Annotated in this window: 12 protein-coding genes; 7 read left to right on the top strand and 5 right to left on the bottom strand. The window is 69.6% G+C overall.

The window, feature by feature from the left end; genetic code table 11:
* Window positions 1-315 precede the first annotated feature (315 nt).
* The 4 genes from rlmN to WAE60_RS04700 all read left to right on the top strand — a co-directional run bounded on the left by rlmN (window position 316) and on the right by WAE60_RS04700 (window position 3,399).
* A complete protein-coding gene (gene rlmN / locus WAE60_RS04715) occupies window positions 316-1,533 on the top strand; it encodes a 23S rRNA (adenine(2503)-C(2))-methyltransferase RlmN (protein WP_337685233.1) in 1,218 nt (405 codons plus the stop codon).
* Entirely contained in the window at window positions 1,533-1,952 is a 420-nt protein-coding gene (locus WAE60_RS04710; protein ID WP_337685232.1) for a hypothetical protein, read from the top strand. The genes rlmN and WAE60_RS04710 overlap by 1 nt, the downstream gene beginning before the upstream one ends.
* A 153-nt stretch (window positions 1,953-2,105) precedes the next feature.
* Window positions 2,106-2,534, top strand: a complete 429-nt coding sequence (locus tag WAE60_RS04705) for a DUF350 domain-containing protein (RefSeq protein WP_029909070.1) — start codon at window positions 2,106-2,108, stop codon at window positions 2,532-2,534.
* Window positions 2,535-2,559: 25 nt separating this feature from the next.
* The gene (locus tag WAE60_RS04700; protein WP_337685231.1) at window positions 2,560-3,399 is read left to right on the top strand and encodes a serine protease; all 840 of its coding nucleotides are present in this window, start codon (window positions 2,560-2,562) and stop codon (window positions 3,397-3,399) included.
* Window positions 3,400-3,489: 90 nt separating this feature from the next.
* Here the strand turns inward: WAE60_RS04700 and WAE60_RS04695 are convergent, their stop codons facing one another.
* A complete protein-coding gene (locus WAE60_RS04695) occupies window positions 3,490-5,190 on the bottom strand; it encodes an MFS transporter (protein WP_337685230.1) in 1,701 nt (566 codons plus the stop codon).
* A 37-nt stretch (window positions 5,191-5,227) separates the two neighbouring features.
* Window positions 5,228-6,781, bottom strand: a complete 1,554-nt coding sequence (locus WAE60_RS04690) for a response regulator (protein ID WP_337685229.1) — start codon at window positions 6,779-6,781, stop codon at window positions 5,228-5,230.
* Between the two features lie 1,377 nt (window positions 6,782-8,158).
* Between WAE60_RS04690 and WAE60_RS04685 the strand changes: the two genes are divergently transcribed.
* Complete coding sequence (locus WAE60_RS04685; RefSeq protein ID WP_337685228.1) at window positions 8,159-11,908, top strand: Ig-like domain-containing protein; 3,750 nt, start codon at window positions 8,159-8,161, stop codon at window positions 11,906-11,908.
* A 91-nt stretch (window positions 11,909-11,999) separates the two neighbouring features.
* Here WAE60_RS04685 and WAE60_RS04680 read toward each other — a convergent pair whose 3' ends face one another.
* From WAE60_RS04680 to WAE60_RS04670, 3 genes are read right to left on the bottom strand one after another with little or no spacing between them, the layout of a single operon-like run.
* On the bottom strand, window positions 12,000-12,239 hold the full coding sequence (locus WAE60_RS04680) for a hypothetical protein (RefSeq protein ID WP_029909060.1): 240 nt from the start codon (window positions 12,237-12,239) through the stop codon (window positions 12,000-12,002).
* Window positions 12,240-12,294: 55 nt separating this feature from the next.
* A complete protein-coding gene (locus WAE60_RS04675) occupies window positions 12,295-14,214 on the bottom strand; it encodes a monovalent cation:proton antiporter-2 (CPA2) family protein (RefSeq protein WP_029909058.1) in 1,920 nt (639 codons plus the stop codon).
* A gap of 3 nt (window positions 14,215-14,217) precedes the next feature.
* On the bottom strand, window positions 14,218-14,799 hold the full coding sequence (locus WAE60_RS04670; RefSeq protein WP_197026666.1) for an NAD(P)H-dependent oxidoreductase: 582 nt from the start codon (window positions 14,797-14,799) through the stop codon (window positions 14,218-14,220).
* A gap of 126 nt (window positions 14,800-14,925) precedes the next feature.
* Here WAE60_RS04670 and WAE60_RS04665 point away from each other — a divergent pair, with 126 nt between their 5' ends.
* Together WAE60_RS04665 and WAE60_RS04660 are read left to right on the top strand one after the other, a co-directional pair.
* Entirely contained in the window at window positions 14,926-15,636 is a 711-nt protein-coding gene (locus tag WAE60_RS04665) for a CoA transferase subunit A (protein WP_337685227.1), read from the top strand.
* A complete protein-coding gene (locus WAE60_RS04660) occupies window positions 15,636-16,277 on the top strand; it encodes a 3-oxoacid CoA-transferase subunit B (protein ID WP_029909052.1) in 642 nt (213 codons plus the stop codon). Before WAE60_RS04665 ends, WAE60_RS04660 begins: the two co-directional genes overlap by 1 nt.
* Window positions 16,278-16,310: the final 33 nt, after the last annotated feature.

Here is a 16,310-nt window from a genome sequence, read left to right as displayed (position 1 = left end):
CGAAGGCCTTGGCCTCTTCGGGCGTCGGCGTCGGCGCGGCGGCGGACGCCCGAGCTTGGGTTTGGGCGTGGGCGGCGGGCGCGGCCATGGCGCCGGCGCACAGGGCGAGGGCCGCGCAGGCGGCCAGCAGGCGGGTCTTCATCGGAGCCTCCCCAGACTTCGGCGATCCGTCTCGGGATCGAAGGGCGCATGGAAGGAGGCCAAGGCCCAGGCGTCAAGCGGGATGGGCCGCGACGCCCCGTCCTTTTGGAAAAAGCCGCGAGAGCTGCTATATCCTCGCCTCGATCCCGAAATGTCTTGCCCCTGGACCGCCCCTTGAGCGTCACCCTCGACCTGTCGCGCATGGCTCCCTCCTCTTCGAAAGAAGGGGCTGATGCGCCCAAGCCCCTGATCAACCTGTCGGGCCTGACCCGGCCGCAGATGGTTGCCGCCCTGGCCGAGAGCGGCGTGGTCGAGCACGGCAAGGCCAAGATGCGCGCCACTCAGATCTTCCGCTGGGTGCATCACCGCGGGATCACCGACTTCGCCCAGATGAGCGACGTCGCCAAGGAGACCCGCGCCCGCCTCGCCGACCAGTTCACGATCGCCCGGCCCGAGGTGGTCGAGCGCCAGGTCAGCAAGGACGGCACCCGCAAGTGGCTGATCCGCATGGCTCCGGGCATCGAGGTCGAGACCGTCTACATCCCGTCCGTCGGCCGCGTCGGCGCCCTGTGCGTCTCCAGCCAGGTCGGCTGCACCCTGAACTGCAGCTTCTGCCACACCGGCACCCAGGCCCTGGTCCGCAACCTGACCGCCGCCGAGATCGTCGCCCAGGTGCAGATCGCCAAGGACGACCTCGGCGAATGGCCATCCGACAAGGACGACCGCCTGCTGAGCAACATCGTGTTCATGGGCATGGGCGAGCCGCTCTACAACATGGGCCAGGTGGCCGACGCCATCGAGATCATCAGCGACAACGAGGGGATCGCCATCTCGCGTCGCCGGATCACCGTCTCGACCTCCGGCGTGGTCCCGCAGCTGGAGGCTCTGGGCGAGAAGACCCAGGCCATGCTGGCCATCAGCCTGCACGCCACCAACGACGCCCTGCGCGACGTGTTGGTGCCGCTGAACAAGAAGTACCCGCTCGAGCAACTGATGGCCGGCATCCGCGCCTATCCGGGCCTGAGCAACGCCCGCCGGGTGACGTTCGAATACGTGATGCTGAAGGGCGTCAACGACAGCCCCGACGAGGCCCGGGCCCTGGTCAAGCTGATCAAGGGCATCCCGGCCAAGGTCAACCTGATCCCGTTCAACCCCTGGCCCGGCACCGACTATCAGTGCTCGGACTGGGCGGCGATCGAGACCTTCGCCGCGATCCTCAACCGCGCCGGCTACTCCTCGCCGATCCGCACGCCGCGCGGTCGCGACATCCTGGCCGCCTGCGGCCAGCTGAAGAGCGAGAGCGAGAAGGTCCGCGCCTCGGCCATGCGCAAGCTGTCGATGGCGGCCATGGCCGGCGTTCTGGACGAAGACGAGGACGAGGCGGCCGCCTGATGGCGACCGAGCCCGCCGCGCCGGACGCCGCCATGATGGCCGGCCCGAAGGCGCTGGCGCGGTTCCTGGAAACGGCCGACACGAGCATGCTGGAAGGCGTGTTCTCGGCCGGCGATGTGGTCATCCTCGAGAACTTCCCGCCGCATGTCTTCACCGGCCAGGCGGGCCTGGCCCATTGGCGCGAGCTGATGACCCACCACGTGGGCGCGATCGGCGACCTGCGCCACACGTTCGGCCCGCCCCAGGACTTCGGCCGCACCGGCGACACGGTCTATTTCTCCCTGCCCACCCGCTGGACCGGCGTGCGCGACGGCAAGCCGTTCGACGAGGACGGCGGCTGGTCGTTCACGCAGGTCCTGGAGGACGGCGCCTGGCGGATCCGCACCTACGGCTGGTCGGTGACGAGGTTCGTCCAGTAACGTCTCCGATTGGGGACATGTCCTTGCGGCGTGTCCTCAAGTCCTGGCTCGGTGGATGTCGATGGGGACACGCCGCAAGGGCATGTCCCCGGCTTCGCAGGACCTTTGATCCCTGCTAGCAATGCCGTCTTCAGTTCCGGGGGTTCCTGTTTCATGCCGCCTCAGCTCCAGTCGCCCGAGATCCAGGCCTTCGCCAGCGGTCTGCCGCTGACCCTGATGCACGCCGCCATCACCCTGGCGATGCTGGTGGTGGGGACGGCGCTCTACTGCCTCCTGACCCCGCACAAGGAGATCAAGCTGATCCGCGAGGGCAACGCCGCCGCCGCCCTGTCGCTGGGCGGGGTGATGGTGGGCCTGGCCATCCCGCTGGCCACCTCGCTGTCGGCCTCGGTGTCGCCGCTGGAGATCGTGCTGTGGGGCGTCTCGACCATCGTGGTCCAGCTGCTGGTCTTCCGGATCACCGACATGCTGCTCAAGGGCCTGCCCGAGCGGATCAACGAGGGCGAGGTGGCCGCCGCCGCCCTGCTGGTCGGGGCCAAGCTGGCCACCGCCCTGATCCTCGCCGCCGCGGTCGCGGGCTGAGGCGGGAAAGGCCGGGGCGGGTCCAGTGCATTTCCCCAAACTTCCGGACTGGTTGATCTACGGGGCGGTGGTCAGCGCCCTGCTGGTCGTCGCGATCGGCCGGCAGGAGCGTTCCGACGCCCCGCCGCCGCCGCCGCCGGTGCCCGGCGACGTGGGCCTGCCGCTGGGGCCGGCCTCGCCGTTCGACCCGTCGGTGGTCGTCCAGGTGCCCGAGAAGGGCCAGCCCGGCAGCGGCACGGCCTTCTCGGTCGACGACGGCGGCTCCTGGCTGACCGCCCGCCACGTGGTGGACGGCTGCCGCGAGGCGGCGATCGTCGTGGCCGACGGCCGGGGCGTGGCGGCCCGCATCACCCTGGACCCGTCCGGCGACGCGGCCATCCTGACCACCGAGGGCGGTGCGCCCGCCGTGCCGCTGCGCGCCGCGGCCGAGCCGCCTCGCCGGGGCGAGCGGGCCTATCACCCGGGCTTCCCGCAGGGCCATCCGGGCGAGGTGACCTCGCGCCTGCTGGGCCGCGAGAACCTGGTCATCCGAGGGCGCGGGGCCCGCGTCGAGCCGGTCCTGGTCTGGGCCGAGGTCGGCCGCACCGACAATCTGAAGGGCACGCTGTCGGGCCTGTCGGGCGCGCCGGCCCTGGACAGCGCCGGCCGGGTGATCGGCGTCACGGTGGCGGAATCGCCGCGCCGGGGCCGCATCTACACGACCGCCCAGGAGACGGTGGAGGACCTGCTCAAGCAGAGCCGCCGCCGTCCGGCCAGCTTCGCCCTGGGCGAGTCGATCACCACCGAGAACTACGGCCGCGTCGCCGACGGCCTGCGCCGCGACCTGCGCGTGGCCCAGGTGGTGTGCCTCAAGAGCGAGGCCTGAGGTTGGGGACATGCCCTTGGGCGTGTCCCCATCAGCTCGCGCCGCACGAGGACTTGGGGACACGCCCAAGGGCATGTCGCCGGCCGCACATCAGCCCTCCGCCGCCGCCTTGGCCGCCATGTGGGCCGGCTGGCGGACCGCGACCGCGAACGACAGGGCGATGGCCACCAGGCCGATCAGGGCGGTGTAGATGAAGAAGGCGGTGTAGCCCGCCGCCATGGCCGCGGGGCCGACCCCCAGCTTGGCGCCGGCGGCGGTGAAGCTCTCGGGCGGCAGGCGGGTGAACAGGCCCTTCAGGGCGCCGATCGGCCCGCCGTGCTCGGCCGCCACGGCCGAAGCCTCGACGATCCGGCCCGATTGCGAGGCGATCAGCTTGCCGGGCAAGGCGTAGAGCGACGAGAACAGCGCATACTGGGTGGCCGTGAACCCCGCCGTGGTCAGGCTGGACATGTAGGCGATCAGGGCGGTGCCAGCGACCCCGCCGGCGATGTTGTCGATGCAGATCGAGGCGAACAGCATGCGGGTGTCGTGGCCGCTCATGGCCAGCAGGGCGAACATCAGGTTGCTGATCGGCTGGGCGAAGGCCCCGATGATCAGGGCCCGCATCAGGCCGAAGCGCGCCACGACCACCCCGCCCAGGAACACCCCCGCCATCGAGGCGATGATGCCGAACACCTTCCGGATCTCGGCGATCTCGGTGAGGGTGAAGCCCATGTCGCGGTAGAACGGGTTCATGATGTTCAGCACGAAGTCCGAGACCCGGTAGACGCAGATCGCCGCCAGGATCAGGCCGGCCACGCCCGAGAAGCGAGTCAGGAACTCCTTCAGGGGCGAATAGAGCGCCGTCGACAGATAGACGCCGGGCTTGGTCTTGATCCCGGGGACCGGCCAGGCGGCGACGGCGATGACCGCCAGGCCGAGCGCGACGCCGGGCAGCTGCAGGAAGACGCCGTTCTGCTTGTTCTTCCAGGCCTCGGCCAGGGCGTCGCCGCCGACGACCTTGGACAGCAGGCTGGCGTCGCCCGACAGGCCCGACCCCACCAGCAGGGCGCCGGCCACCAGGATGGCCAGGCGCGCCAGCCATTCGATGATCTCCAGCGCCTTGGGCTGGTTGACGCCGTCGGTGTGGATCGGCCGGATGGCGTGGGCCTCTTCCCGCGGGGCCAGCAGGGTCGAGATCACGCCCACCAGCATCGCCCCGGCCATGGCCAGGTACGAGATGTTCCAGCCGAAGCGCTCGGCCAGGATCAGGGGCACGGCGCCGGCCATGATCATCGCCCCGCGATAGCCCCACTGCACGGCCACGGCCATCTGGCCCTGGCGGTCGGTATCGACCACCTCGATCCGCCAGGCGTCGATGACGATGTCCTGGGTGGCGGTGGCGAAGCCGACGATCACGGCAATGGCGGCCATCAGCGGCAGGTTCGCGGCCGGGTTGGTCCCGGAGATGCCCAGCAGGCCCAGGATGATCACCGCCTGGCAGACCAGCATCCAGGCCCGGCGATGGCCGACCAGGCTGTGCAAGATCGGCACCTTGGTGCGGTCGATCAGCGGGGCCCACAGGAACTTGAACGAGAAGCTCAGGGTGGCCAGGCTGAAGAAGCCGATCACCGCCAGCGACAGCCCCGCGTCGCGCAGCCACAGCGACAGGGTGTCGAAGATCAGCATGAAGGGCAGGCCCGAGGCGAAGCCCAGGCCCAGCATCACCAGGCTGCGGCGTTCGCCGAAGAAGGCCAGGGTCTGGAGAAGGGTCTTCTTCTGCGGCGCTGCGGCCTTGGCGTCGTCGGTCATGCGTGGCGGTCCCCGAAGCGGGGAAGCCGCCCCGCCATTAGCCGGCGACCTTGGCGCGTGTCGCCGCTTTCGTCCAGCCGAGCCCACTCTGTCCAAGGCGGGCCCAATTGGTGAGCACGCCGCGCAGGGCCGGCGAGGTCAGGGGCTTGGCCAGGAAGTCGTTCATGCCCGCCGCCAGGCAGGCGCGGCGGTCCTCGTCGAAGGCGTCGGCGGTCAGGGCGACGATGGGCGTGGTCACGCCGCGTTCGCGCAGGGCCTTGGTGGCCTCGATGCCGTTCAGGCCCGGCATGCGCAGGTCCATCAGGATCAGGTCGTAGAAGCCGCGCGACAGGGCCGAGACGGCCTCGTCGCCGCTGGCGATGCGGTCGACCTTGCAGCCTTCGCGTTCCAGCAGGGCGCGGGCCAAGAGGGCGTTGATCGGATTGTCCTCGGCCAGCAGCACGCGGACGCCGGGGGCCGCGGCCGGGGCGATGCGGTCGTCCTCGTGGGCGGGGGCGAGCGGCGCGGCCTCGACGGGCGCGGCCTTGGCCACAGGGCGGGCCGCCAGCACCTGGGCGATCAGCGAGGCGCGGCGCAGCGGCTTGATCAGATAGCCCAGGCCCGAGGCCTTGAGCTTGGGGATGCGGTCGCGCTGGTCGGGGGTCAGCAGGGCGACGCAGGCGCGGCCGGCCGGGGCCTTCAGCGCGCCGCGCGGGCCCGACAGCGCCGCGTCGAGCAGCAGCACCGCGTCGGCGGGGGCGCCCTTCAGGGCTGCGGCGACGGTCTCGCCGGCCAGGGCCTGGCCGCCGCTGGCGCGGACCTGGCGCAGGGCGGCTTCGCGGACCATGGGATTGGGCGAGGCGACGGCCACGACGCGGCCAGCCAGGGGAAGGTCGGTGGGTTCGGTCGGGGCGAACTCGAACGGCGCCTCGAACCAGAAGTCGGCGCCCTGGCCCAGCTCGCCGCCGACCCCGGCCTCGCCGTGCATGGCGCCGGCCAGGCGGGCGACGATGGCCAGGCCCAGGCCCGCCCCGCCCAGCTGGGCCTGGTGCGAGGGATCGGTCTGGACGAAGGCCTCGAAGATCGCGGCGCGGGCCTCGGGCGCGACGCCCGGGCCGGTGTCGCGGACGTTGAAGCGGATGCGACCGTCGGAAACCAGCTCGGCGCTCAGCAGCACCCCGCCGGTCTCGGTGAACTTGATGGCGTTGCCGGCGTAGTTCAGCAGCACCTGCCGCAGGCGGCCCTCGTCGGCCAGGATCGCGGGCAGGCCGGGCGCGGCGGCCCAGGCGATCTCGATGGCCTTTTCGTGGGCGCGCGGGCTCAGCAGCTCGGCCACCTGGCGCAGCAGGTTCTCGACATCGACCGGGGCGGCGTGCAGCTCGATGGCCGTGGCGCCCAGGCGGGCGAAGTCCAGCACGTCGTTGACCAGCGACAGCAGGTGGTCGCCGCTCTCGCGCAGGGTGCCGACATAGGCCTTCTGCTCGGCGGTCAGCCGCGTGCCCTCCAGCAGCCGCGCCATGCCCAGCACGCCGTTCAGCGGCGTGCGGAACTCGTGGCTGAGGGTGGCCAGCTGTTCGGGCGTGACCCCGGCGGAGGAAGGACGGTCGTTCATGGGCGCGGAGCTTAGCGGGAGCGGCTTAACGACGGGTGTGCGGCGGAGAACATCGTGCGGTGGGGGCCTTCTTTCCGAGTCGGGAGCGGCGACTGCTTGCCCCCTACGGACCGCTTCGCGGTCGTCTTCCCCCGGAGGGGGAAGAGCGCGGGTGCGAAGGCTCCGCCCCCTACGGGGGCGGACAGGCGGCGAAGCCGCCAGGTTGGGGGCAAGGGAGTGTGATCCCACGCCAATCCGGCTGTGAGCTGATGGAAAGGGACGCAGAGCGCCGGACATCGTCCGGAAGAAATTAGAGAATACCGTTTCGACGAAGCCCGATCGCTCCGCGCGGTCGTTGTCCGGAAGCGCGGCGGCGCTGAGCTCTGTTCGAACCTCGCCGCCTTGAAGCCTCCGACGGGCGGGCTGGAGCAACGATCTCCAGTCCCGGACCGCGAGCGTCTCACCGCCCGCCTGCTGCTCAACCGGCCCCCATCCAACGCTGTATCCGTGTTCCGAGCCCAGCCGGCACCAGATGGATGGAGTTTGATCCTTTCGGACCGCCGACAGAGCTTCCCGCTCGATCGCCCCCCGCCGCCGCATCGGTCGCTGGCCATGCGCCCTTTCCCGCGTCGAGGTGGGTAAAGGATACGGGCGTCTGGAAGGGGGAGGATAAGTTTGGTCGAGAAAGTTCAGGGCGTTGAAAACGCTGAGGTTCGTTCGCTATTCGCCGAGCGCAAGTCGCCCATCTGAACCCTCTCCCATAGGGAGAGGGCAGGGTGAGGGGTTACGACGCCAACCGGCGCGCCGGCAGGGCGGTCGCAGCCAAACCTGACAGGGTGAAACCCCTCACCCTCCCACGCCTGCGGCGCGGGCCCCTCCCTCTCCCTCCGGGAGAGGGCGCGAGGCGGCGCCCAGCAATCGGGCGGCGGCGCGGAGCGCGCTCCGGCGTCTGGTTTCCGATCAAGTAAGTAAGTTTTTCTTTCCGATCGGACATCGCGCGCTTCCGGCCGCAATCTTCGCCGCCCGCCCCAGGCATTGCGAGGGGCGCCGTCAGTCGTCCCCGAGGTTGGCGTATCGAGGATATTCGAAATATCCGTGGACCCGGCGAGGTCCTTTTCAAGGTCGAATACGGAAGTCTATCCGGGAGAGGTGTGCTGAGCATGTAAATAATGATTCGCCACGACTTTATATTCAGATCGGAAATCCGGATTTCTGAAAGCTGAGCCGCAAGCTCTCGATTGCGGAATGCTGAAAACTTCGACATCGTCCTGTCATCGAGCGTCCATAGGCTGGTCGAAGATCGCGGCCGTGCTGAAAGCGCCTAGAACACTCGGCCCGTCCATCCACTCCCGACCCGCGGCGATCACCTAGAACAAGACCCCCCTTCGGAGGAAACGCATGACCACCCTGACCGTGGGCGATCTCGCCCTGATCGGCTACAGCGCCGACACCGCCGGCAAGTCGTTTTCGTTCGTGCTGCTGCAGGCGATCGACGCCGGCACCGTGATCAGCTTCACCGACAACGGCTGGTTCGCGGCGGGCGGTTTCCGGAGCGGCGAGGGTGTCTTCACCTACACCGCGCCGGCGGGCGGCGCGGCGGCGGGCACGGTGATCACGGTCACGGGCCTGACCGGCTCGTTCAATCCGTCCACCTCGGGCGACCAGATCATCGCCTATCAGGGCTCGGCCGCCAGCGCGACGCCGCTGTTCGCCCTGGACTTCGCCGACGGCAACGCCACCTACGCCGGCGACGCCACCAACTCTAACACCTCGGCGATCCCGACCGGCCTGGCGGCGGGCAGCACCGCCCTGGCCTTCTCGCTGGACAACGGCGCCTATGTGGGGACCACCACCGGGACCAAGGCCGAGATCCTGTCGGCCATCGCCAATGCGGCCAACTGGTCGCTCGATGACGGCAATCCGGTGGCCTACAAGACCGGCTTCACGGTCACCGACGGCGGCGTGCCCAGCGCCAACGTCTCGATCAGCGACGTCACCCTGACCGAGGGCGACAGCGGCGACCAGGTGATGACCTTCACCGTCACCCGCACCAACACCACCGGCGCCTTCACCGTGGACTTCGCCACCGCCGACGGCTCGGCCCAGAACGGCTCGGACTATAACGAGACCCACGGGACCCTGACCTTCACGGCCGGCGGCCCGGCCAGCCAGACGATCTCGGTGATCGTCCACGGCGACGCCACGCCCGAGCCGAACGAGGCCTTCAGCGTCAACCTCTCCAACCTGGTGGTGGCCAGCGGCGCGGCCGCCATCGTCGACGGCGTGGGCCAGGGCGCGATCGTCAACGACGACTTCGCCCCGGTGGCCATCTACGACATCCAGGGCGCGGGCCACATCTCGGCCTATGACGGCCAGACCGTCTCGACCCAGGGCGTGGTGACGGCCATCGACACCACCGGCTCGCGCGGCTTCTGGATCCAGGACCCGAACGGCGACGGCGACGACGCCACCTCGGACGCCGTCTTCGTGTTCACCAACGCCATCCCGACGGTGCATGTCGGCGACCTGGTCAAGGTGACGGGCACGGTCGACGAATATAACGGCGGCGTCGCCACCAACCTGTCGATCACCGAGATCACCGCCCCGACGATCAGCGTGATCGGCACGGGCACGGTGGCCGCCACGGTGCTGGGCGCCGGCGGCCGGGCCATCCCGACCACGGTGATCGACGACGACCACCTTTCCACCTTCGATCCGGCGACGGACGGGATCGACTTCTACGAGTCGGTCGAGGGCATGGTCGTGACGATCCACAACGCCCAGTCGACGGGCGCGACCTACCAGGGCCAGACCTGGGTGGTGGCCGACGATGGCGCGAACGCCACGGGCCTGAACAGCCGCGGCGGGGTCACCCTGTCGGACGGCGACAACAATCCCGAGCGGATCCTGGTCTATGCCGACAGCGGCGTGAACCCCGGCTTCAACTCGGCCTATGTGCTGGGCGACCACCTGGGCGACGTCACCGGCGTGGTCAGCTATTTCGGCGGCGAGTACGAGGTGATCGCCACCTCGGTGGAGACCACCACCAGCGGCGGCGCCGTGCCGCTGGAGGTCACCACCCTGGCCGGCGACGACAGCCACCTGACGATCGGGGCCTACAACCTCGAAAACATCTCGCCCCAGGACTCCGACGCCAAGTTCGCGGCCCTGGCGGCCGACATCGCCCACAATCTGGGCGCGCCCGACATCCTGGGCGTCGAGGAGATCCAGGACGCCGACGGCACCGGCAACGGTACGAACTACAGCGGGGCCGACACCCTGAACAAGCTGGTGGCGGCCATCGAGGCGGCCGGCGGCCCGCACTACAGCTGGATCGAGATCGCCCCGACCGCCAACAACACCACCGGCGGCGAGAGCAACGGCAACATCCGCAACGCCTTCCTCTATCTGGCCGACCGCGTGACGTATGTGGAGGGCTCGGCCCGGCTGGTCACCGACACCACCGGCCCCGCCAACGCCTTCAACAACAGCCGCAATCCGCTGGCCGCCGACTTCGTGTTCCGGGGCGAGACGATCACCGCCATCGACGTGCACAACTATTCGCGCGGCGGCAGCGACCCGCTGTTCGGCGCCAACCAGCCGGCCGCCAACAGCGGCGACGACCGCCGCGCCGATCAGAGCACGGCCGTCCACGACTATGTCGCCGGCCTGCTGGCCGCGAACCCGGACGCCCACATCGCGGTGATGGGCGACTTCAACGCCTATTATTATGAGCAGAGCCTGACCCTGCTGGAGGCCGACGGCGCGCTGTACAACCTGGCCCGCACCCTGACGCCCGAGGAGCGCTACTCGTACATCTTCGAGGGCAACGCCCAGCAGATCGACAACCTGCTGGTCTCCCAGAGCCTGAAGGACGGGGCGGTGTTCGACAACGTTCACCTCAACACCGGCCAGGCGGCGATCGACCAGCCCACCGACCACGACGCGATCCTGTCGCAGCTGTTCATCAACACCGCCCCGGTGGCGACGCTGGACGCCGTGTTCACGGTCTCGGAGGACGCGGTCCTGACGGTGGACGCCGCCCACGGCGTGCTGGCCAACGACAGCGACCTGAACGGCGACGTCCTGACGGCCGTGCTGGGCCAGGGCCCGACCTACGGGACCCTGGTGCTGAACGCCGACGGCTCGTTCGTCTACACGGCCGCCGCCAACTACAACGGGGCCGACGCCTTCACCTATACGGCGCATGACGCCTATGGCGGCGTCTCGGGCGTTGTGACGGTCCAGCTGGGCGTCGAGGCGGTCAACGACGCGCCGATCGGCGCGGCCGACGCGGCCTCGGTGGCCGAGGACGCCTCGATCCTGGTCAACGTGCTGGCCAACGACCACGACGTCGACCTGGACGCCCTGGCCATCGCGGCCCTGTCGGGCGCCAAGTCGGCCCTGGGCGCCTCGATCAGCATCGAGAACGGCCAGGTCCGCTACGTGGCCGACGCCGACAGCTTCGACCAGCTGGCCGCCGGCCATTCGGTGGTCGACAGCTTCTCCTACACCGCCTCGGACGGCCACGGCGGCTTCACCGCCCCGATCACCGTCTCGATCACGGTGGGCGAGGCGGGCGACAACCGCACCCTGTCGGGCAATCTGCTGAAGGCCAACAGCTTCACCGACACCGGCGAGAAGGACACCACCTATACCGGCGGCCTGCTCAACGACGTGATCAACGGCGCCGGCGGGTCGGACCACCTGATCGGCGGTCTGGGCAACGACCGGCTGGACGGCGGGACTGGCCGCGACACCCTGGAAGGGGGCCTGGGCAACGACATCCTGACCGGCGGGGCCGGCGCCGACGACTTCGTCTTCGGCCTGCTGTCGGGGACCGACCACATCACCGACTTCAACCCCGGCCAGGACCGCATCGTCACCCCGCTGCGCGAACAGCTGGGCGATCTGTTCGACTTCGGCGGACCGTCGCGGGCCCAGACCGTGCTCAACGGCCTGATCGACCAGCTGCTGAAGCCCAGCTTCAAGGACGTCGACACCAACGGCGACCACCATGTCGACGCGGTGCAGATCACCGCCGTGGGCATGGGCACGGTGATTCTCGACAACTGGACGATCGCCGGCCTGACCCAGGGCGGCTATCTGGACCCGCAGCACCACGTGGTCGGCGACTGGCTGCTGTAGGGATCACGGCCGGGGACATGCCCTTGGGCGTGTCCCCATCCAAGCCCAGCGAACGTTGGGGACACGCCCAAGGGCATGTCCCCGGCCGGGGCTAGTGCATCGTGCCCGTCGGGGCGTCGGCTTCGACGGCGACGGTGGCCAGCACGGCCCGGCGCTCGTCCAGCACTTCGACCAGCAGGGCGCCGTCCTGGGCGAACTCGTCGGCGTTGTCGCGCAGCCACTCGCCGGCGATCCGCGCGGCCTCGACCTTGGCGGCGTCGAGGTCGTCGAACACCTCGCCCTCCTCGTCGGTCAGGACGTGGCCGTCGCTGAGCTGGAAATAGTACCGCATCGCCTGGCTTCCTCCGGAAAGGGGAAGCCCCCGCGACAGAGTCCGGTTCCCGACTCTATTTCGCCTCTTCGCGCCGGGCGGCTTCCCGTTCGGCGCGTTCCTTCAGCTCCTCGTCGAGGCTGGCGGTGTCCCAGGCCCCCGCGCCGTCGCCGGGGCGCAGGCGCGCCAGGTCGGCGGTCAGCAGCTTGTCCATGGTCTGGGCCGCGTCGCGCGAGGCCAGGATGTAGGCCTCCTCCTGGCCCCAGACGGGACGCAGGTCTTCGAACGACTTGCGGTCGTGGCGGCGGAAGATGCCGGCGGCGCGATGGGCCCGGTGGGCGCGGTAGCCCAGCTTCTGCAGGGCCGTGGTCCCCAGGGCCAGGGCCGCCTCGAAGGTCTCGCGCTCGACCGCGTCGGCGCCGTTGGCCAAGAGGTCGTAGGCGTGGCGGCGGTCCCAGGCCCGGGCCAGGATCACCAGGTCGGGGAAGGCCTTGCGGGCGGTCTCGACCAGCTCGACGGTCTTCTCGCGGTCGTCCAGGGCGACGATCAGCATCCGGGCCCGCTCGATCCCGGCGGCGCGCAGCAGGTCCATCCGCGTGGCGTCGCCGTAGTGCACCCGGCGGCCGAAGCGGCGCAGCAGGTCGATCTGCTCGATGTCGCTGTCCAGCACGGTGGAGCGGAAGCCGTTGGCGGTCAGCAGGCGGCCGGTGATCTGGCCGAAGCGGCCGAAGCCGGCGATGATGATGTCGGGCTCGCTGTCGTCGAAGGCCCCGGTGTCGGGCGTCACCTTGGGGATCGCCGCGTCGAACATCTGGGCGATGCGCTCGTAGAGGATCATCGCCACCGGGGTCAGGGCCATGGAGACGGCGACGGCGGCGGTCAGCAGGGCCGCCAGGGTCGCACCGATCACGCCGGCCCCGACCGTGAAGGTCAGCAGCACGAAGGCGAACTCCCCGCCCTGGGCCAGGGCGGTGGCGACGGCGGCGGCGCCCCGGGCCGGGGCCCCGAACAGCCGGGCCAGGCCGAACATCACCGCGAACTTCAGGACCATCAGGCCCAGCACCAGGCCGATCAGGGTCAGGGGCTGGCTGGCCACCAGCCTCAGGTCGATGCCCGCCCCGACGGTGATGAAGAACAGGCCCAGCAGCAGGCCGCGGAACGGCTCGATGTCGGTCTCCAGCTCGCGGCGGAACTCGCTCTCGGCCAGCACGACCCCGGCCAGGAACGCGCCGAGGGCGGGGGAGAGGCCGACCATCTGCATGATGCTGGCCACGCCCACCACGATCAGCAGGGCCGCGGCGGTGAAGATCTCGCGCAGGCGGGCCTCGGCGATGAAGCGGAAGATCGGCCGCACCAGGTAGCGGCCGCCGCCGACCACGGCGCCGACGGCCACCAGCACCGACAGGCCCTGGGCCCACGGCGGCAGGTGGGCGATCAGGCTGGCGCCGCCGTGCCCGCCGGCCGCCTCGGCGTGGACCGGCGGGGCGATGGTCGCCAGGGTGGGCAACAGGGCGAACATCGGGATCACCGCCAGGTCCTGCAGCAGCAGGATGCCGAAGGCCGCGCGCCCGACCGGGCCTTGCCTCAGACCCTTCTCGTCCAGGGTCTGCAGCACGATGGCGGTGGACGACATGGCCAGCACCATCCCCACGGCCAGGGCCGTCTGCCAGGGCAGGCCCAGCAGCATCGAGACGCCGGCGATGGCGACCGAGGTGCCCACCACCTGGGCGCCGCCGAAGCCGAAGATCGCCTTGCGCATGTCCCACAGGGTGGAGGGCTGGACCTCCAGTCCGATCAGGAACAGCAGGATCACCACGCCGAACTCGGCGAAGGTCCGCACGTCGGTCTGCTCGCCGACCAGCGACAGGGCGAACGGCCCGATCACAACACCGGCGATCAGGTAGCCCAGCACCGAGCCCAGGCCCAGGCGCTTGGCGATCGGGACGGAGATGACGGCGGCGCCCAGGTAGACCAAGGCTTGCAGCAGGAACGGCATGGCTCAGGCCCCCAGTTCGGCGTCGGCGGGGACGGTCAGCAGCGAGGCGATGCGGGCGCGGTAGCGTTGGGCCTCGGCCTTCAGCTCCTCGTCGTCCTTGACCGCCGCGCCGTGCACCACGAAGGGCGTCTCCCAGACCATGCCGCACAGATAGGCGGTCTGCTCCAGGGGGCGAAGATATTCGTCGAGGGTGAAGCGGTTGTAGCCGTGGGCGTGATAGGCCTTGGCCGCCCCGCCGGTGGTGCAGGCGGCGAACAGGCGCTTGCCGGCCAGGGCGTTGCCCTCCAGGCCGTAGGCGAAGCCGTGCAGCCACACCAGGTCGAACCACTCCTTCAGGAGGGCCGGCGTCGAGTACCAGTAGAGCGGGAACTGCACGGCGATCACGTCGTGGTTCAACAGCTTCTCCTGCTCGGCCTCGATGTCGATCGCGAAGTCCGGATAGGTCTCGTACAGGTCGTGGAAGGTGACGCCGTCCAGCCCCTTGGCCGCCTTGGCCAGGGCGCGGTTGGCGCGAGACCGTTCAAGCGCCGGATGCGCCAGGGTCAAAAGCACGCCCGAGGTGGCGGGCGTCACGCCGCCGATGATAGCTTCCCCAGGGTTAGCCTGATCCGTCACGCCTTCACTCCACGCATCGAAATTTTATTCATCAAGAGTTGAATTTCTCCGCCCGCCGGTCCAGAGCAATCGGCGAACGTCGCTCCGGGAGGAACCATGGTCGACAAGGTGAAGTCCACAGCCGCCGAAGCGCTGGCGGGTCTTTTATTCGATGGCATGACCATCATGGCCGGCGGCTTCGGCCTGTGCGGCATTCCCGAGAACCTGATCGCGGCGATCCGCGAGGCGGGGACGAAGGACCTCACGGTCATCTCCAACAATTGCGGCGTCGACGGCTTCGGCCTGGGGATCCTGCTGGAGAACCGCCAGATCAAGAAGATGGTCTCGTCCTATGTGGGTGAGAACAAGCTGTTCGAACAGCTCTACCTCAGCGGCGAGCTGGAACTGGAGTTCAATCCGCAGGGCACCCTGGCCGAACGCATCCGCGCCGGCGGGGCGGGCATCCCGGCCTTCTTCACGCGCACCGGCTACGGCACCCTGGTGGCCGAGGGCAAGGAGACGCGCGAGTTCGACGGCGAGATGTATGTGATGGAGCGCGGCCTGGTCGCCGACCTCGCCATCGTCAAGGCCTGGAAGGCCGACGCCGAGGGCAACCTCGTCTATCGGAAGACCGCGCGGAACTTCAATCCGATGATGGCCACGGCCGGCAAGGCCACCGTCGTCGAGGTCGAGGAGATCGTCGAGATCGGGGCGCTGGACAAGGACAACATCCACACGCCCGGCATCTATGTCGACCGCCTGATCAAGGGCGCCAAGTTCGAGAAGCGCATCGAGCGCGTGACCACCCGTCCGAAGGAGTCGGTGTAATGGCCTGGACGCGCGACCAGATGGCCGAACGGGCGGCCAAGGAGCTGCGGGACGGCTTCTACGTGAACCTGGGCATCGGCATCCCGACCCTGGTGGCCAACTACATCCCCGAGGGCATGTCCGTGACGCTGCAGAGCGAGAACGGCATGCTGGGCATGGGCCCTTTCCCCTACGAGGGCGAGGAGGACGCCGACCTGATCAACGCCGGCAAGCAGACGATCACCGAGCTGGACTCGAGCTCGTACTTCTCGTCGGCCGACAGCTTCGCGATGATCCGCGGCGGCCACATCGCCCTGTCGATCCTGGGCGGCATGCAGGTCAGCGAGAACGGCGACCTGGCCAACTGGATGGTGCCCGGCAAGATGGTCAAGGGCATGGGCGGGGCCATGGACCTGGTGGCCGGCGTCAAGCGGGTGGTGGTGGTCATGGACCACTGCGAGAAGTCCGGCGCGCCCAAGCTGCTGCACCGCTGCTCGCTGCCCCTGACCGGGGCGGGCGTGGTCGACCTGCTGATCACCGAGCTGGGCGTCTTCGAGATCAACCGCGGCAAGACGCCGGTGCGGCTGATCGAGCTGGCGCCGGACGTGACGGTGGATGAAGTGAAGGCCAAGACCGAGGCGGCGTTCGAGGTCGCCCTCTAGGGCTAAGGCTTTGTCCCTCCCCCTTGTGGGGAG

The organism is Caulobacter sp. CCG-8 (genome assembly GCF_037402475.1).
GTDB lineage: Bacteria > Pseudomonadota > Alphaproteobacteria > Caulobacterales > Caulobacteraceae > Caulobacter.
This window is presented reverse-complemented; position numbering and strand designations above follow the sequence as displayed.